The following is a 17577-nucleotide window of genomic DNA, read 5'->3' on the forward strand; positions in this document are numbered from 1 at the left end:
GGTTACGGAGCGAAATTAAACAGAAAAATTGAAGGTTATAGCGTCATGACTACAGGCTATTTCTGTAAAAAGAAAGAGCCATGACGATTTATTTTTTATTACGTTGCCTGCCAGGCCTGAGCAGAATAGCAAATCCTTTTTCTTTAACGAAATATTTTATGAATGACGATTCTATTATTTTGTCGTTAAAAACTTTTAATTTCTGAAATATCCTGCCAGGATAGTAAGCATAAACATAGCGCGCTATATAATAACGCATTAAAGTAGATGGTATAACTTATTTTTGTTTAATTTTAACTACACCAATGACAACATCGGGGAAAACCTCATGAACTCACTCAGGCATTTCACTATTCGCCGCGTTGTGCTGTGGATAATGATCGTCTCACTGGGCGTGGTCGCGCTGGCAGGTGGCTACAGCAGTCAGATTGTGCGGGATATTTATCGTCAGGCCGATCGCTCAGCTGTTCTGACGCAGCAGCTGAGTTTTCTGACGCACAGCGCTCTTGTTATGCAGGGCGGAACAGCCGCAGACAAAAACGCCCTCGTCGCCTTAACGCCGGCTAGTGCTGACTGGGATAGCTTTCGCGCAGCACTTACGACCTCACCCTCAGAGTATGCAACGGTTACCCGCGCGAAGCTGGATAGCGTGACGCAGCAGCTGGCGCAAAATCAGGCTGCTCTTACCGCTGACCGGCGTCAGCTTGAGCACGTATTGCTGGCGGCACTGCTGGCAGCCTTCGCGTTGCTGCTGTTTTGCGACCGCTATCTGGTTGTCCATCTGGTGCGTCCGGTAGGTAAAATCCGCGGGCATTTAAAAATTATTGCCGGAGGTGACCTGACGCGCGAGCCGGAGGATCTGGGTCGCAACTGCGTCGGGCAACTGGTGCCGCTGGTTAAAGAGATGCAGCACAGTCTGTTGCAGACGGTCAGCGCTATCCACGACAACGCAGCCATTCTTCATCGTGAGGCTGGCGACATCGCAGCAGGTAACGCCGATCTCTCCGACCGGACCTCCACTCAGGCCGCTGCGCTGGAGCAGACCGCTGCCAGCATGGAGGAGATTACGGTTACCGTGCGTCACAATGCACAGAATGCCCGTGAAGCGCGTGAACTGGCCGCCAGCACCACGGATACGACCCATCAGGGCGTGGAGCTGGTTCAGCGGGTGTCGGCAGCCATCACCAGCATCGCGCAGGGATCAGAGAAAATCCGGCAGTTCACCGCCACCATCAATGGCATCGCATTTCAGACCAATATTCTGGCGCTCAACGCCGCCGTAGAAGCCGCGCGTGCGGGCGAGCAGGGCCGCGGTTTCGCGGTGGTTGCCAGTGAGGTACGTTCACTGGCCCAGCGAAGTGCTGCGGCCTCCAGAGAGATCGAAGAGCTGATAGCCGATACTGTGGCACGCGTGGATGATGGCCGACGGGCGGCAGAGAGTGCCGGAACGACTATGGAAGCCGTGCTGCGCGGTGTCGGCGGCGTCAATGAACTGATTGGACAGATTGCGCTGGCCTCGGATGAGCAGAGCAAAGGGATTGCCCAGGTCACCGTGGCGGTGGCTGAACTTGACCGCGTTACGCAGCAGAACGCGACGCTGGTCCAGCAGGTTTCGGCAACGGCAGGCAGCCTTAGCGGACAGACTGAAACGCTGGGCAGCGTCATTACCCGCTTTACCCTGCCACCGCAGGTTGTCGGGATAGTGAACTGACATTTGCATCGATTAAACACACGCGGCCGTGTGGATTCCGGTCAGGCATAGCCTGACCGGCTATTTTATTCATCTGCAGATAACGGCTCTGTAAAATAAAATAACGGTTAATAATTGCGCTCTTTTATTTCTGAATGAAAAAAGTCATCTTTTTCAGGCGGTGATGAATGTTAATCATTACCTGATCATAATCACTATTCAGAAGGGCGAGGGTTATTCTCAGCGGTGCAATAATTATCCGTTTCACGAATTAAATATAATTACAGTTAATCTCTGTGGTTTTACCTGAGCTTTACGCTTTCCTGACGATTACGGATCGCTGCGCATTTAAAACTTAACTCAAATTTATGTATTGGATGCAGGCGGATTCGGTTGCCTGACCATCTCACCGGGGCACCGTATGCGGAGCGTTTCATATGGGAAATCAGATTTTACAGCGGCCTGTTGCCGTCCAGCATAACGTGCGTGAGCTGCGCCTTGCGGCGGGTCTTTCGCAGGAGATTGCAGCCGAACGTTTCGACCTTAGCCAGCGCGTCTGGCAGACTAAAGAAGCATCCAAAAACCCTGCGCTGCTCAGCCAGGGAGAATATGAACTGCTGATGCTGCTGGCGGGAGAGCATCCGCACTACGAACTGGTTCCAAAGCTTAAAAAGTAAGGCGTTCTGCCGCTTTTTCCCCTGAAGTTAACGTATTTCAGGCCGATATAAAGAGCTAAGCGAAGCGCATTAATTCGCGCATCTTATCTGCTCTGGCAGGATTGTCCTGGCACGGTCCGCTATTAACCGCCGAACCGTCACGACCGCACTGCCCGGCATAATGTATTAACCGGCATCTCGCTGCCTGCGATGCCGGTATTATCGGACTCGTTGCAGCTGGTTTTTGCTGCAGAGTTCACTGACGGGCCTTTCTTCCGGTAGCGGGTCGGCAGCCAGTTCTGCGCGTCCTGTCTGATTGAACGTGTCCTCTTCATGCTGCGTCATGCCGGCCACAGCAGATAACATCAGAGGGGATTTACGCTGAAACGCCCAGTTTATCATGATGCCGAGGCGGCTCGCCTTGATGCACTTAAGCAGTATCATCTGATGGATTCACCGCCGACTGATGCGCTGGATCGCCTTACCACGCTTGCTGCGCGACTGTTCCGTGTACCGGTGGCGTTTGTATCGCTTATTGATGAGAAACGACAGTTTTTCGCTTCCCGTTACGGTCTGAACATTTCCGGTACGTCGCGCAACGTCGCCTTCTGCCACCATACGCTGGCGCAGGGCGATATCCTCTGCGTGCCCGATACGCTGAAAGATCCCCGCTTCCGCGACAGTCCGCTGGTTCATGGCTACCCCTTTATCCGCTTTTATGCCGGGATCCCGCTCTCGACGCCGGATGGTCATCACATTGGCACCGTCTGCCTGACCGACAGTCATCCGCGCGAGCCGCTGACTGCAGAGGATCGGACGCATCTGACCGATATTGCTGCGCTGGTGATGGATCGCATGGAGATGCATCGTCTGGAGTTACTGCGCTACACCAGTCAGCAGCGTCTTCAGGCAATCTCATCCACCTCACCCGACGCCATTGTCTGTACCGACCTGCGGCGCGGCATCACCTTCTGGAATCCGGCCGCCACTGCTCTCTTCGGCTACAGCGCAGAGGAGATGAGAGGACAGTATGTCAGCGAGCTGATCCCGGCGCGCTGCCAGACTGATTACCGTAACGAGCTGGCCCGGATTACCTCAGACGAAGCAGCTATCTCTCATCCTCGTTCTTTGCAGATATGGGGCGTCACGCGTGACGGCCGTGAATTCCCGGCAGAAGTCTCATTTTCGGGCTGGCGTGAAGAGGGCGAGCGGCTGGTGGGCATGATCATCCGCGACGTTACGGCCCGCTATGAAAGTGAGGCGCGGCTCTGTGAGCTGGCTTCTCTGGATATGCTGACGCGACTCGCCAGCCGTAGCGCGTTCATGGATCAGGTCGGGCAGCTGACTAAAGCGGGTGTTCCCTATACGTTACTGATGACCGATCTCGATGGTTTTAAAGAGGTGAACGATACGCTGGGACATGCAGCTGGCGATGCGTTGCTGTGTCACGTGGCCGAGCAGATTCGTGCAGTGTGCGCCGGTGCCGTGACGGCTGCGCGGCTGGGCGGCGATGAATTTGTGATCCTGCTGGCGGGCGGCAGCGCTGAGGCAGCGATTACGGCGGAAAAACTGATTGCAGCCGTACAGACGCCGTTCCGCTACCACGACTCGCCGGTTGTGGTTGGTGCCAGTACCGGCATCGCTTCCTACCCGGAGCACGGTCGCGATCCCTCTGCGGTGATGTCCGCTGCTGATCTGGCACTCTACCGTGCCAAAGCCTCAGGCAAAGGCTGCAGTATCCTGTTTATGCCTGCGTTTCGTGAAGCGGAGCAGCAGCGCCGCCGTTTTGAACGCGAACTGGAAACGGCAGTGCGGCAGCAGCAGTTCACGCTTTACTATCAGCCCCGCTTCGACGTGGAAAGCGGAAAACTGGCTGGCTGCGAGACGCTGGTACGCTGGCAGCACCCGACACGCGGATTGCTGTTGCCTGCCGACTTCATCGGCATGCTGGTTAAAAGCCCGCTTTCCGTAACGCTGGGGGAATGGATCATCCGCAGTGCTCTGGCACAGGTCCGGCAGTGGCAGGTGCGATCGCCTGAGCTTCGTGTCAGCATCAATCTGTTTCCGCGTCAGCTGACAGGGAACAGCCTGGAAAACGTTATACGCGAGAGTGCCGGCGGCGATGCGGGTTTTGTTGAGCTGGAGGTGGATGAGCCTCTGCTGGCTGTGCTGGTGCAGGATATGCCGGTTCAGGTTGAAGCGGTGCGCCGGACCGGTGCCTCATTCATCATCGATCATTACGGACGCACGCTGGGGGCCATTAATCTGCTGCGCCACAGCTTTGTGGCAGGTTTCAAAATCGACAAGTCGCTGACGCACGAGCTGAACTCCAGCATGCGGGTGCGAATGATGTACCGATCTATCGCGGCACTCGGCAAAAGTCTGGGTATTCGGGTGGCTGCTGAAGGGGTTGAAGACAAAGAGCAGATCTCTTTTGTCACGTCAGCCGGATGTCACATTATGCAGGGCAATGGCCTGTGCCGGCCACTGACACCAGCGGACTTTGAAGCAATGCTGTGCGGCGAGGAGCATTCTGCGCCTGCTGTTGCCAGCGGTTACGATGTCACATCACCCTGAACACTCTGACCCTGGCAGCAGAAGAGAGGGGACAATCGACGCCCGTCAGTCTGGCTGTCCGGGTCGGTAATCCTGTTTCAGCAATCCGAAAATCCAGTCATCGTGCCACTGGCCATCGAGGAAGAAATTCTGCCGCAGAGTGCCTTCCTGAATAAAGCCCGCGGAGATCAGCGTACGGCGCGAGGCGACATTGCCTGCCGTCACCGTTGCGGTCATTTTGCGGTAACCCTGTTGCTCAAAGCAGATGGCGATAGTGGCATGCAGCGACTCGCTGCCGTAGCCTTTGCCCTGCGCGTGGGCAGCCAGAATAAAACCAAATTCCGCAATGCCCTCTCCGCGATCGATAAACCCGCAGAAGCCAGCCGGAAGACCCGTCGCTTTTTCCTCAATGACCAGGCACAACCAGTGTGTGCAGCCTTTGTACCAGGCTGGCAGGCGCACGTCGAATGACCGGGTTCGGATCTCTTCAGCGCTGCGCGGATCGCTGATGTAATTCATCACCGATCTGTCCTGACTGACCGCAAGATAAAAAGGCCAGTCTTCCTGACTCAGTGGCCGATAGGTCAGGCGCGGCGAGGTGACTTTAACGGGCATTTCTGGCCGGACTTCAGCGGGCTTTTCATCAGACATAGTGCCATTTCCTGCGGACAAGACGGTAAGGTGATGGCGCAAAAATAGCACAGAGCGGCAGACTGGCGGGACGCGCGTTCGCGACTTTGCGAGGCGTTCCGCAATCCCGCGACTGTCTCACTCTTCCGCGGTATCGCACGGCGAGTCGCGGATCATATTTTCCTGCCAGAGCGGGGCGGACAGGCCATCTGCTCACATCATTGCTACGCTTTTAGCCAGATGGCTGACATTGTCCCTGATGAGAGTAATTTCCAATGGATCTGAAAACCTTTGAAACAGCCAGCTGGGCAGCACTGGCAGAGGCTGCCGCCGATCCGCAGGCCGGATTTCGTTATCTGACGCTCGCTACCGTGGATGCTGCACAACGGCCTCAGGCGCGCACGGTGGTACTGCGCGAGTGCCATGACGTCCGCCGGATGCTGACCTTTCATACCGATGTGCGTAGTCCGAAGTGGCTGGAGATGGCGGCGAACCCCCAGGTTACCGTGCTGGGATATTGCCATGAGCGTCGCCTGCAGCTCCGACTGGTGGGACAGGCTGAATGTTATGCCGCGGGAAGTGCTGTTGCCCGTGACGCCTGGCGCGCGTTACCGCAGCACACGCGCCAGACGTACATCGGCGGGCCGCCGGGAGAAGCGCTGGCCCCCGCTCACGAGACACAGGACGCAACGGCAGCAGAAGCGGGCGAATCACGTTTTGGCGTGGTGATTGTGCAGGTCAGCATGCTGGATGCGTATCAGCTTCAGCGCAATGAGAATCAGCGTGCGCGGTTTCACTATTCCACCAATGGCGAACGGCAGGAAAGCGGATGGATCAACCCGTGACATTAGGCACGTCAGGCGAGCTCACTGCCCGATCCGTTCTCTTTGACTCATCTGAAAACAGAGATTTCACTGCTATTCACCCTTTGATCCTCTTTTTATCTGCCGCATCGCTTATCCGATTTTAGCGCCATGTTATCTTCACATAGCGGCATATTTCTGCTTTTTTCTTTCCATTATCATTCTTTGTGCCAGGCTTTAACTAACCCAAAAGCAGTCACTTATGCTCAAGGCCAGGGAAAGTACAAATGATCGCTCTGTATCACAGGCAGGTTAACCATGAACAATCAACCTCCTGAAAAACCAGGGCCAGAGGGTAGCGAACAGGTCTTAAGTCTGGCGGAGGAAACCGTTGAGATCTCGAAACAGCGGGTCATCGACGGTCATGTCAGGGTTACCCGGCAGGTCACTGAACATCAGCAGCAAATTGCGCTGATGCTCCGGCAGCAGACGGCGGATATTCAACGCATTCCTAAATCGGAGCGGCTGACTGAGATGCCGGCGATTCGTGAAGAAAATGGCGTCCTGATTATTCCGATTGTCGAAGAAGAGGTCGAGATCGTCCGTCATCTGGTGCTGAAAGAGGAGTGGCACATTCGCAAAGTCGTCAGCGAGGTGGAGACAGAACAGATTGTCTCCCTGCGCCGACAGCAGGCTCATCTGACCCGAATACCCTGTTCAGAGCCGTCCGAATCCATCACCGAGGAACACAACATGGCGCGTGAAACAATCGTAACAATGTTCAGCAATATCTCACTGGCAGAAGGTGCAAAGCGTAACCTGATTAAGGCCGGGTTCCTGGATGATGATATTGATATCATCTCCGGTGAACGGCTGCGTACTGAAGGTCATGAAGCCCGTCATCCGGGATTCTGGCAGCGCCTGTTTGGCAACACGCTGGAAGAGGATCAGGCCGAAGTTTATGAAGATGCGATGCGTACCGGCGGTGTGGTGCTGTCGCTGCGGGCCGATGAGGATGAATTGCCGCGCGCACTGGGTATTCTGGATGCACATGAAGAGCTGACTGAACGCAGTGCCGCGCTGCCTGATGACTATGCGCCCGATGATGGCCTGACAGCACCCGCCAGCGGCACGCTTCAGGAAAACGGTGCCATCGATCCGCTGCAAACCGATTCTGCCCATCGCGGCGCGGCGCGTACTGCCCTGACCGGTGATGAGAGTGACGAGGATGTGCTGCGTCTGGTCGAAGAGCGATTGGAAGTAGGTAAACGACTGGTCAGCGAAGGATCAACCCGCGTGCGCCGCTACACTGTCACGGATCGAGTGTCTGAAAACGTCTCTCTGCATGAGCAACATGCGGAAATATTCCGTCGTCCGGTGAACGAAACGGGCTCACCGGACCAGGTTGACTGGTCCGAGAAAATGGTTGAAGTGGAAGAGACGCATGAGCAGCCGGTCGTCAATAAGACTGCGCAGATCATCGAAGAAGTGGTGCTGCGTAAAGAGGCAAGCGATCGGGTCGAAACCATCAATGACTCGGTGCGTCGTCAAGAGGTGGATATTGACCATGCCCGTGCCGACCATCTCAATGCAGATCCGGTGACCGGTAATCCTGCCGCGACCGATCCGCTGCTGGAAAGCACGCGTCAGGCGCGCGCTGACCACGACAGCCGTCCGGTAACGCCAGGCAGCGAACCCGCGCATAAAGAGGGTTTCGTGGAAAAAGCCGGGGATAAAATTGCTGAAGCTAAAGATAAGGTCGAAGACAAGTTTAAAAAGCCGTAATGCTGATTTTCATCTTTCAGGCCTGAAAAAACCCGTCGCTGACGGGTTTTTTTTGCATTAAGATTTTGTTTTAAATTAAATTTTAGGCAAGAAAAATCTCTGGATTTTTTCTTCTACAGCACATAATTCATGCTAAAGCATTATCAATAGTGCTGTGCTGCCACATCCCCTTGCCACTTTTGATAATTTTTGTTGCTCTAAACTAAAAAATGGGTGGTCAGCTTGAGGACAATGTATCAGGCATCCGGCGCTTCATACCTGCATAGGATTAACCTTGAGACAGAAAAAGAGTAGGTCATAAAGCAATGACTAATCTCGCGGAATTTACCCCTGCGCCTTTTCCAGATTTCACACAGCGACGTCTGTTCTTAATCTGCTCATTTTCACCTGGCTTACGGGCGCCGACCACCGGAAAAATCCGCTGAGCGACCCAGGCATGTTTTCCGGTTTCAGGATATATACCATAAAACGGAACAAAACAGCAGGCGGGTGACGGGAAGGGCGGATCCTGAAAGGATCCGGTTATACCTGGATAAGGGACTACTGATGATGATCGGACACCGTATGTTGTGGTTCCGGCCCGGAATCGCCTCCTGACGCGGGGTTTCCGGTTATTACAGAAAGCGGAAACCGCCAGAAAGACAGTATGTGCGTCACGCACGCTAATCACAGACAGACCCTGGGCGTGCCTGTCATCATGACAATGAGGTATTTATTAAGGTAATATAGATAAATGAATCTTCTGAGACAGCTTTAATAATAGCTTTCATATAAGAGAATTTTTTATAAAATTTAAAAGGAGAAAATGGATGACCATTGAAAAATTATATGTTAAAAGCCTAAAGAAATTTTCGGAGGTTAACGTTACGTTTAATGACAGGTTTAATTTTATCACGGGGCCAAACGGTTGTGGTAAAACATCCATTCTCGCTGCAATAGCACATTGCATTGCCTGGAATGGTAAATATTCAAGGCATAAAGATGAAAGTGAATACTGGATAGATGTTGATATAAATGGTGATAAATTCAGAAGCGGCTTGGGCCCTGGATTCTTAAGAACGAAAAGGTATAGAAACGACGAAATTAATACATTTGTAACGCCGCCTTCCGAATCAGGGCGGAAATCTATTTCTGTTCACCATGCTAAAACCACCTTTAATCTTCCGCCTCTGGTAATTGGCGCACAAAGAAAAATAAATTATAAAAGTATCAGTGGCGTTACCAGAGAAAAAGATAGTGAAGAAAGCATAAAAGTATATTGTAATAACTCGCTAGATTTTTTATATAATGACTCTTCAAGAGATGTAAAGCAGTGGCTCATTAATCGTTATTTTGTGATTGATAAAGCGTGGGCAAAGGAAGAAAAAGAAAACTGGGATCATTTGATAAAATCTTTACCAGTTATAGGACCATTCAATAGCTCATTCAGATACATCGAAACAGGACGTGACCTTGAGCCTGTTTTCTCAATTTATGGAAAAGAATGTTTTCTTGAAGAACTCTCATCAGGATTCCAGGCCGTTTTATATATCATAATAGCTATATTCGAATGGATAGAAGCATGTTTACCCGTAGGCGAAAAAAACGTAAAGAATGCGCATGGCACCGTACTTATAGATGAGCTTGACAACCACCTTCACCCCGAATGGCAGTTAACTGTCAGGCAAGGTATAGCGGCAATTTTCCCCAACTTACAGTTCATTGTAACAACTCACTCGCCTCACCTTTTGGCATCAGCTAAAGAAAATGAAATTATTATGCTTCCATCCTCATACAATGAAGAAAAATATGAGTTTCAGCCCTCTGAAAAGGCATATTCAGGATGGAGTACGGATTTAATATTGACGGAGCTAATGGGCGTAAGAAGCCTAGATAATAAAGATTACGAAACTCTGGTAACTTCTTGTTATCGCAATATTAAGGAAAATAATCTTAATATGCTTAAAGAAAATTATGCCCGTCTCGAATCCATCTGCCATCCGGGGGATGAAATATTAATTATCCTGAAAGCCCGTATGGCTGGCATGGAGGCAAAGGCCGATGATTAAGCTGACCCGACCACCTGAACCACAGGTGTTATGCGATAACGGTGCAGACTGGACGCAGGGGATTATGAGTTTGGTCGCAAAGTATGGTGAGTATAAAACGATACCGACGTCAGAAAAGGAGGCGGCATTAAAATTCTACCGACATGACGAAATCAGAAGAGCTTTAAAAGAAAGTTCTTTTAATAAATGCGCATTTTGTGAAGGGATACCTGCAGAAACAGGCTTTGCAGAGGTTGAACACTTTCATCCTAAGTCCATTTATACGGATAAAGCCTTTGAATGGGCCAATCTCCTTTATAGTTGCAAGGCCTGTAATAACAGTAAGCTCAACCATGACACGCAAAGAGAGCCCATCATAAATCCTTACGAACTCGATCCATGCGACTGCTTCACCTACACAGACATCATGATTGAGCCAGCGGCAGGTCCCAGCCACGACATCGCTGAAAAGACCATCGAGGTATGCGGCCTTTCAGAAAAAAGACTTTTTTCGGCAAGAGGCGCTATTCTGGTGAACTTTCGGGTTTTTGAGGCCGACCTTCGTGAGGCTCTCGATGAATTCAACTTGGCACGTACTGCCGCAAATAAGCAGAAACGGGCAGGAAAGATAAACAATGCACTTTGTACCATCGAAGAGCTGGTCCGACCCAGCGCAAGACTATCTAACTTCTGCTCCTACCTACTACAAAATTCGGTCACATATCAGGAAGCAAAACACCGGCTGAATGAATACGCTGACGAATGTATGTAAATATAGCCAGGCATAGCTGGGTACATGGCCGTCGAATTGCACAATGATGCCGGCCTTTTCGCTTCTAGCGGAAAACGGAAAGCACCTACCTGACAGGCAGACAGAAGAGCAAGCGGACATGTTCTTTCAGACAATATGTGCCGCCATCTTTTAAACTTCGCGAGGTATCAATACTTTTAAAAGGTACCGGTTCAGTTCAACAAAAAATAACTTTCTGCCGGGTAAGTTCTGCCCAAAAAGTTTTATCAAGCTGCGCGCATAATACTATTAAGTGCGCAAGAAAAATTTAATAAAATAAGAGAAAAATACTTGACTCTTGACAAAGACGTATTGTAGCGGTAAGATAACACTATATTCAGGAAAGGAAGTAAAGCAGCTTCCGGGACATAAGTCGGGTCCTCTGCGAATAAATATAATAACAACGTCAGAGAATCCGAATGGTGTGTTCATGCCAGGCTCTGACGACCGTCAGGGCCTTTTTTTTGCCTGACTCAAATAAATGGATTGTGAGAAAGAAGGTGCAACGCCTTAGGGAAGGTCTGCCTGAAAGGCAGTAAATCAAATGCAGTACTTATTTGCGAGTAAGGAAATAAGGGTTATTTAATCGTCTTTTACTGAAACACAAAGGATATCTATGAATAGGTCATTTTTTAATCGAGAAGTATCAAACATTCCTAACTACCTGAGGGGTAATATATATGAACTTAATGTCTTTAGTCGTCAATATCAACGTGAACTCGAACAACAACAGCAGTATCAACAGCAACAACCACGCTATTCAGCGTCAAGATCCCCCCCCGACTGACAACAGCGGAAGCGGAAACCACGACAGCCTTATTGACTGGTTCTGGGGCACGGCACTTACGTACTGTTCGGATCCGTATATGGCGGCGGTAAGAACTTGGATGGTTGATTTGCTTGTGAAGTTCGGGGAAAGTCCGGCGCTGGCACCTGCAACAGCAGTCTTGGTCAGCAGTGCATTTCTGTGCGCAGCACCGGCAGTTATGCGTTGGGTCATACGTAAGTTCTTGAAGTAAGAAGCTGTACAGAATCAGGGTGTCTCACCACCCTGATTCATTTAATACTAACAGAAAGCTGTTCATTTAACAACCATTCACGTTTTGAGCGCTGGCTTACTCTCCCTCAGGAATTTCTGATTGCAGAGCAGCATATTGTGCACTTCTTACGTTGTAACTTTCAATTTCATTGAGGGAGTTGTTAATGGTTTCATTATGGAGCCGCACAAGATAATCCGCATAACCTTCTGCGCCATTGTAAGTTTTGTATTGTTCGAGTATGTCTTGTGAACGTTTAAATGTGCCAAGGTGGTCCCTTACGAGTTTTCCTTCCAGCGGCATTATTTTTCCATCGTTTACCATTTCGAATTTATAGGCATCAGAATTACAAGCAGTCCTAAATGTATTTTTTTCTATATCTGAAAGGATCTCTTCAGTGATTTTGTTCCATCCCGAGTAGCTGGAAGACTGGTATCTACATGAGGGAATTTGTTCAACAAATTGAACAGCGTGCTGTACCCTTTCTTTTGCATTTTCTATTTTTTCAATAACCTGATCATTTACCTCCCAACGCAGGCCCAGACTATCGAGTGCTTTAAGAACTTCTTCACGCATTGGATTGTCAAAGATATAGAGAACCATAATCAACGGGGAAATCAGTCGGACTTTGGGAATCCTGAAGTGAGGGTTCGTATCATCCATCTGACTGCTGAGTTTTGTAGAGAAGTCTGACTGGCTTATTATTACCTGGTCTTGTACCTGTTTCTTCCAGTTATCTCGACTGAACAGAGAGTTAGGCTTTGAAGGGAACATGAAAATGGCGTGTTCAAAGAAACTGAAGTTATGCAGCATTTTCTGATATAAAGGGTATGACGAGTTTTTTGCACCCTGGCTCCGGACATTAAGCGCATTAATGGCTATCAGCAACAGTATGTCATTGCGGATTGTTGACCTGACCGGAGATGTGTAATTTTTCTGAAACCTAATTTTTTTATTTTGGTTAAAATTGGCATTTTCGTACACAAACTTTAGCAGGTGGTAAAGTACACGCATGTATCTGCTGATAATCTGGTGTCCCGTTAGAAATGAAAAGCAGTCATTCGGATTTTCTGCATAAATGCTTTTAGAAAAGAAATTTTCAATTTCTTCAATTTGCAATTTATCAACATCAGGTGTTTCTAATTCATTATTATGCTGCCAATAGGTATCAAGATAATCACATAACTGTTGATGATAATGGTCATGGTGAGCTAGAAGCATAGTGTAGCGGCTTTCAAAAGCCGTTCGCTGGTTTGCCATCTGTGTTTCTTTCAGTGTTTCCAACCCCAGCGCCTTTGTTGCGTCCATGGATTCTCTTGCGATTTTCGCACTCTTCGCTGCCTCTCTGGCAGCCTGCCAGGCTGCGTAGGCCGCGACAATCGTTCCTATTGCACTGGCAAATGCGATCCTTTGCTCCATATCTTTAACGCCAAATAAAAGAAATAGAATTGTCAGAGCAACAACTACAGAAATAAAAAATTTTTTTTGATCAACGATTTTAAAACCCATGTCCATTGACGTTTCCTTTTTAACACTTACTTATTAACTATTAGCACGAGGACTTGAGCAAATTTCTAATCAGAAACACCCCGTAATGTGAGATTCAATATTTTATTAGGCGATGATAATTTTTTATATATCAGCTAAATTCGCGTAATTCGCGATATTCAACGAAATGGCGGCCTGACTCTGATGCTTCACGTATTTTTGCATTCAGCAATACAGGGAATGGAATGCGGTCGCTCAGGCTGTAAAACAGGTCTGCACCGCTTACACAGATGATGCTGTGCCCGCGGCCGAATGCCTGAATACCGTCTTCTGTATAACCCTTCCAGCTTATAAACACACCACGCGTCCAACTTGCTTTCTGACGTAGTTTCCCGTCAAAAACGTGAAGATCCGCTGCTGGCGTCAGACTCTGCTGCCACTTCGCTTCCAGGAGATAATAATCTCCCTCCATTCTGAAGCTGCCATCTATCTGCTCGCCTCTGTTACGGAACGCTTCACGTGGCTCCAGCCTGAAGACCGCAAAAAGTTTTTTCAGCCACACCTCAAAACGGTATCCGCGCTGCTGAGGCGGAAGTATGCTCATAGCCTGCATCTCTGCCGTCAGCGCTGCGTAATCGATGCCGGCATACGCCTGGATGGGCCGAAGACCCTCGACCTCATGGCTTTGCGCTGCAGTAATTCTATCCAGCAGATTATGAAAGTCAGCCTGATCGCGCAGCGCAGCTGCAGGGAAAGTCTGCTGTTTGTAAGCCCACAGGCAGTTCAGCATTCGCATGACGGTTTCCTGATCGGACTTGCGCATCAGGCACCTGACACGCTTTGCCTTAGAATCACCATCCTCCTTATAAATCTCATGTTCTATATCAATATTGAGTTCTTCATCAAAGAATTCAGCAAGTGTTCGATTTGAAAAATCAAGAATATAGCCACCACTACTTTCAAAAAGGCGATCAAATAATTGAATATCCTGACGCTTTATTTTCATTAGGTTTTTCCTATGCGTGGTCTTAAATTCTGCCATTTATACATAAAAGTCGGTTTGTCCAGCGGGGAAAGCCCTACCATTATGCTGACGTTCTTTGCCGTGACTCATCATCAAAGCCCAGCACTTCATTTAGGCTACGTGCCTATAAACCAGTTTCTGATTAAGCCAGTCGCTTGTGATTAAAAGCGTAGCAAAAGCATATCCTGCTTAAATTATGGGGGGAGGATTAATGCAATAAATGATTAATTTCGGTAGATAATTTAGCAACGGCGGCAATCAGATAGCCTACACCGTGCAGCGGATCACTCATCCTGCACCCTCATCACCTCATGCTTCAGCAGTTGCAGCAATCTGTCTTTGTTCATATTTTTCATGGCAGGCCATTCGGCTTTCAGGGTCAGGGCAACAGTGGCGAGCTGGACAGTGCGGGGCACCGCTGCGCCGTCCTCATATTTGACCAGACTGGTCCGGCTGATGCCGAGCTCAGAAGCTGCGCGCTCCTGGTTCCAGTTCAGCCCTCTGCGCCAGAGAATAAGGTCAAAGCCGGTCAACCCGGAGCTCTCCGACAGGGTTTACGCGGCTTATCTTGGTTGTCATTCTGCGCGAGAGCGCCCTGTGCTATAACCAGCAGGATACCGGTCATCAGTGAATTTTTCATATCTTCCTCGTCTTCTACCCGTTTCCGGAGACGCCACAAATACCGTACGGATTACAAAAATATACGGTAAAAATGTTCAGATATGAACAATTTTATAATACATTTAGAAGGTTTATATTTTGCAGACAGAATGGAGAGACGATGAATATTAATTATTATGACGAGCATACTGAAGAGTTCGAAGTTGTCACGCTGGCGCTGAAAAAAGAGATGGAAAAAATCTGGGGCAGCATACTGGAGAAGAATGGCGATATCCTTACATCAACAGCAGGAGGTAACTATGTGTGGAAGATTTGCGCAGTACAGCAGCCGCGATGATTATTTTGATGCACTCGGCCTGGCACCGGACGAAATCACGTTCGATCCGGAACCTCTCGGGCGCTTTAACGTAGCACCAGGCACTAAAGTATTACTGCTAAACGAGCAGGAAGATTCGCTGCGCCTCGATCCGGTGTACTGGGGCTACGGACCGGAATGGTGGGATAAGCAGCCACTTATCAACGCGCGCGGTGAGACGGCTGCGAGCGGCCGCATGTTTAAGCCTCTCTGGAATCATGGCCGCGCTATCGTGCCTGCTGACGGCTGGTTCGAATGGCAGAAAGAAGGTGGTGAGAAGCAGCCATTCTTCATCTTTCACAAAAAAAAGGAGCCGCTTTTCTTCGCCGCCATCGGCAGGCAGCCGTACGGTCAGGATCACGGCAAAGAGGGGTTCGTGATTGTCACCTCAGCCAGTAATCAGGGCATGGTCGACATACATGACAGGCGGCCGCTGGTGATTACGCCTGATGCCGTTCGTGAATGGCTCAGCAATGAAACGTCTCCAGCGCGTGCAGAAGAAATTGCTCATGACGCAGCCGTTCCGGAAAAAGCATTTACCTGGCATCCCGTCAGCAAAAAAGTAGGCAATATACATAACCAGGGAAAAGAACTGGTTGAGGCTGAAGTGGACAGTGATATTTAGTCGAAATGGTTTTCTTCTATACAGTCGTTCATTGTCCCTTCCAGAACGCGGCCTAAATCCGGAAATCCAGCCTTTAAAAGAACAGTCGCAGCCCGTTCAGCCTTAGGGTCATGCCGGTCTAACCATACCACGTACAGTCCTTTGTCTCCGCCCTGGCGATAGTGAAGGTTATCCGGCATTTCTGACAGTCCGAACGGACATTTGTCCCGTTCCATTGCATCCATGAATGTGGAATAAGCGGCAGAAAAAGGTATCAGCACGAGGTGCCAGCGACTTCTGAGTAATGTTACTCCGGGCTTACTGAGGGTGTACCTCGACAGCCTGCCCTTAAGTGGCCAGTTAATTCCGAGCTGCAGTGCGATGTGACGTGCTGCGGACAAATGATGTGAGCCATTATCGTTGTTCCAGTAAAGGCCTCTGCCAGTCCAGGAAAAAGCGCTGAATGTCATATCATCAAGTTTAACTGAGTGATACGTTATCATTTCTTGCATTCTGGATTCAGTAAGCGGCTTGATGTAATCAGGACAGAACATCTGAGCAAAATCCTCCATGTCTTTTGCGGAGGAAACGTTGTTACTTGATGAACTCATTCCGATCACGTCGGTGAGATTGCACCCGTGATTTCCGAGCGTTTCTTCCTGAACAAGGCCGCTGACCTCCGCAACAGCCAGCCGGACTTTTTCCATACTTCCGTAAGACTGATAACGGAAATATTCAATGCAGCCAGTTTTACTCAAGTTGCTGATATCAGGCCATTCATCCCATCTGACCACTGACGTCAGACTGGCTGAACGTGGGACGGGCACTAATGGCTGCGGAACAAGTTTTTCGCTCCTGATGTCGCATTCTAGCGCTGTGCGGGTAGAACTGATTCCCGTGATGTTATTTCGTTCCAGTTTCTCATCTCCTAAAGATTTTAGATGCGCGACAGCGCATGAAGGCGCCAGCTGATATCAGCCAGGGCGAAGTGGCTACATGGCGCCGATAGCCCGGCGAAGCCGGTTCCGCTGTGATAGGTTCTGCCTAACCATACCTTCGCTCTGCTAAGCCAAACCCGCTTTCAGCTTTATATAAGCCATTTTGCGCTGTCGGAGTGGTCACGACAAGGCGTAGCCGCAGTCGGGGCGTATCTCCGTGTTAGCGGGCCTTCAGGGCCGCTTACGTGCGTGTTCTCCTGGCTAACAGCAACACTACTTTCAGCAACTCTTTGTCTAATTACAACATCCATACTAAAAACGACTCCATCCCGGCCTCCGGCCGGGGCGGCGGCGCTTTTCAATCATGTTTAACACTTACTATAAAGATTTATAATTTTTGCATTACGATTTTTTTCATTTTAATTAATATAATATTCCTACTCGTCAGTGTTATCTTTATGTATTGACGATTTTTAATTTATTATCATGTCAAAAAAACTGGCATTTATAGTTTTTCGAACGTTTTTATAATATTGCAATGATTTTATTTAGCGCTTAGGTTAGTAGTTGTAA

The 17577-nt window shown here is 49.5% G+C and carries 16 protein-coding genes; 10 read left to right on the forward strand and 6 right to left on the reverse strand.

Features of this window, described 5'->3' with window-relative positions:
• Window positions 1-328: 328 nt before the first annotated feature.
• From AC6I8E_RS21815 to AC6I8E_RS21825, 3 genes are all read left to right on the forward strand, one after another.
• Entirely contained in the window at window positions 329-1711 is a 1383-nt protein-coding gene (locus tag AC6I8E_RS21815) for a methyl-accepting chemotaxis protein (protein ID WP_497824944.1), read from the forward strand.
• Between the two features lie 416 nt (window positions 1712-2127).
• On the forward strand, window positions 2128-2367 hold the full coding sequence (locus AC6I8E_RS21820) for a hypothetical protein (RefSeq protein WP_013356627.1): 240 nt from the start codon (window positions 2128-2130) through the stop codon (window positions 2365-2367).
• Window positions 2368-2793: 426 nt separating this feature from the next.
• Window positions 2794-4923 carry a putative bifunctional diguanylate cyclase/phosphodiesterase gene (locus AC6I8E_RS21825; RefSeq protein WP_497824945.1) on the forward strand — a complete coding sequence of 710 codons (2130 nt, stop codon included), beginning with the start codon at window positions 2794-2796 and terminating at the stop codon, window positions 4921-4923.
• A gap of 45 nt (window positions 4924-4968) precedes the next feature.
• On the opposite strand, the gene AC6I8E_RS21830 is transcribed toward AC6I8E_RS21825, so the two are convergent.
• A complete protein-coding gene (locus AC6I8E_RS21830) occupies window positions 4969-5553 on the reverse strand; it encodes a GNAT family N-acetyltransferase (protein ID WP_013356624.1) in 585 nt (194 codons plus the stop codon).
• 254 nt (window positions 5554-5807) lie between these two features.
• Here AC6I8E_RS21830 and AC6I8E_RS21835 point away from each other — a divergent pair, with 254 nt between their 5' ends.
• From AC6I8E_RS21835 to AC6I8E_RS21855, 5 genes are all read left to right on the forward strand, one after another.
• Entirely contained in the window at window positions 5808-6377 is a 570-nt protein-coding gene (locus AC6I8E_RS21835; RefSeq protein ID WP_497824946.1) for a pyridoxamine 5'-phosphate oxidase family protein, read from the forward strand.
• A 276-nt stretch (window positions 6378-6653) separates the two neighbouring features.
• On the forward strand, window positions 6654-8120 hold the full coding sequence (locus tag AC6I8E_RS21840; RefSeq protein WP_497824947.1) for a YsnF/AvaK domain-containing protein: 1467 nt from the start codon (window positions 6654-6656) through the stop codon (window positions 8118-8120).
• Between the two features lie 809 nt (window positions 8121-8929).
• Window positions 8930-10168: an AAA family ATPase gene (locus AC6I8E_RS21845; protein ID WP_497824948.1), complete on the forward strand. Its 1239-nt coding sequence runs from the start codon at window positions 8930-8932 to the stop codon at window positions 10166-10168.
• On the forward strand, window positions 10161-10919 hold the full coding sequence (locus tag AC6I8E_RS21850) for a retron system putative HNH endonuclease (protein WP_497824949.1): 759 nt from the start codon (window positions 10161-10163) through the stop codon (window positions 10917-10919). Before AC6I8E_RS21845 ends, AC6I8E_RS21850 begins: the two co-directional genes overlap by 8 nt.
• A 698-nt stretch (window positions 10920-11617) precedes the next feature.
• The gene (locus AC6I8E_RS21855; protein WP_497824950.1) at window positions 11618-11956 is read left to right on the forward strand and encodes a hypothetical protein; all 339 of its coding nucleotides are present in this window, start codon (window positions 11618-11620) and stop codon (window positions 11954-11956) included.
• A gap of 96 nt (window positions 11957-12052) precedes the next feature.
• On the opposite strand, the gene AC6I8E_RS21860 is transcribed toward AC6I8E_RS21855, so the two are convergent.
• From AC6I8E_RS21860 to AC6I8E_RS21870, 3 genes are all read right to left on the reverse strand, one after another.
• Entirely contained in the window at window positions 12053-13489 is a 1437-nt protein-coding gene (locus AC6I8E_RS21860; RefSeq protein ID WP_497824951.1) for a putative phage abortive infection protein, read from the reverse strand.
• Window positions 13490-13613: 124 nt separating this feature from the next.
• A complete protein-coding gene (locus AC6I8E_RS21865; protein WP_497824952.1) occupies window positions 13614-14468 on the reverse strand; it encodes a restriction endonuclease in 855 nt (284 codons plus the stop codon).
• Between the two features lie 302 nt (window positions 14469-14770).
• Window positions 14771-14902: a hypothetical protein gene (locus tag AC6I8E_RS21870; protein ID WP_497824953.1), complete on the reverse strand. Its 132-nt coding sequence runs from the start codon at window positions 14900-14902 to the stop codon at window positions 14771-14773.
• Between the two features lie 365 nt (window positions 14903-15267).
• On the opposite strand from AC6I8E_RS21870, the gene AC6I8E_RS21875 reads away from it, so the two are divergent.
• Both AC6I8E_RS21875 and AC6I8E_RS21880 read left to right on the forward strand, forming a co-directional pair.
• Window positions 15268-15444 carry a hypothetical protein gene (locus tag AC6I8E_RS21875; protein ID WP_497824954.1) on the forward strand — a complete coding sequence of 59 codons (177 nt, stop codon included), beginning with the start codon at window positions 15268-15270 and terminating at the stop codon, window positions 15442-15444.
• Window positions 15407-16087 (forward strand): SOS response-associated peptidase family protein, encoded by a 681-nt coding sequence (locus AC6I8E_RS21880; RefSeq protein WP_497824955.1) that lies wholly within the window; start codon window positions 15407-15409, stop codon window positions 16085-16087. Before AC6I8E_RS21875 ends, AC6I8E_RS21880 begins: the two co-directional genes overlap by 38 nt.
• Here AC6I8E_RS21880 and AC6I8E_RS21885 read toward each other — a convergent pair.
• Together AC6I8E_RS21885 and AC6I8E_RS21890 are read right to left on the reverse strand one after the other, a co-directional pair.
• On the reverse strand, window positions 16084-16773 hold the full coding sequence (locus AC6I8E_RS21885) for a DUF6685 family protein (RefSeq protein ID WP_497824956.1): 690 nt from the start codon (window positions 16771-16773) through the stop codon (window positions 16084-16086). The genes AC6I8E_RS21880 and AC6I8E_RS21885 overlap by 4 nt on opposite strands.
• Window positions 16774-17153: 380 nt before the next feature.
• Complete coding sequence (locus AC6I8E_RS21890; protein ID WP_497824957.1) at window positions 17154-17366, reverse strand: replication-associated protein RepA4; 213 nt, start codon at window positions 17364-17366, stop codon at window positions 17154-17156.
• Window positions 17367-17577: the final 211 nt, after the last annotated feature.

The sequence above is a fragment of the Pantoea sp. X-Soil-YNGN-785 genome, from assembly GCF_059730585.1.

Bases quoted from the DNA above. Each gene is read 5' to 3' on its own strand.
- AC6I8E_RS21885 (WP_497824956.1), bottom strand. From the start codon at position 16,773: ATGGAAAAAGTCCGGCTGGCTGTTGCGGAGGTCAGCGGCCTTGTTCAG.
- AC6I8E_RS21840 (WP_497824947.1), top strand. From the start codon at position 6,654: ATGAACAATCAACCTCCTGAAAAACCAGGGCCAGAGGGTAGCGAACAG.
- AC6I8E_RS21865 (WP_497824952.1), bottom strand. From the start codon at position 14,468: ATGAAAATAAAGCGTCAGGATATTCAATTATTTGATCGCCTTTTTGAA.
- AC6I8E_RS21875 (WP_497824954.1), top strand. From the start codon at position 15,268: ATGAATATTAATTATTATGACGAGCATACTGAAGAGTTCGAAGTTGTC.
- AC6I8E_RS21850 (WP_497824949.1), top strand. From the start codon at position 10,161: ATGATTAAGCTGACCCGACCACCTGAACCACAGGTGTTATGCGATAAC.
- AC6I8E_RS21830 (WP_013356624.1), bottom strand. From the start codon at position 5,553: ATGTCTGATGAAAAGCCCGCTGAAGTCCGGCCAGAAATGCCCGTTAAA.
- AC6I8E_RS21820 (WP_013356627.1), top strand. From the start codon at position 2,128: ATGGGAAATCAGATTTTACAGCGGCCTGTTGCCGTCCAGCATAACGTG.
- AC6I8E_RS21825 (WP_497824945.1), top strand. From the start codon at position 2,794: ATGGATTCACCGCCGACTGATGCGCTGGATCGCCTTACCACGCTTGCT.
- AC6I8E_RS21880 (WP_497824955.1), top strand. From the start codon at position 15,407: ATGTGTGGAAGATTTGCGCAGTACAGCAGCCGCGATGATTATTTTGAT.
- AC6I8E_RS21860 (WP_497824951.1), bottom strand. From the start codon at position 13,489: ATGGACATGGGTTTTAAAATCGTTGATCAAAAAAAATTTTTTATTTCT.
- AC6I8E_RS21835 (WP_497824946.1), top strand. From the start codon at position 5,808: ATGGATCTGAAAACCTTTGAAACAGCCAGCTGGGCAGCACTGGCAGAG.
- AC6I8E_RS21855 (WP_497824950.1), top strand. From the start codon at position 11,618: ATGAACTTAATGTCTTTAGTCGTCAATATCAACGTGAACTCGAACAAC.
- AC6I8E_RS21815 (WP_497824944.1), top strand. From the start codon at position 329: ATGAACTCACTCAGGCATTTCACTATTCGCCGCGTTGTGCTGTGGATA.
- AC6I8E_RS21845 (WP_497824948.1), top strand. From the start codon at position 8,930: ATGACCATTGAAAAATTATATGTTAAAAGCCTAAAGAAATTTTCGGAG.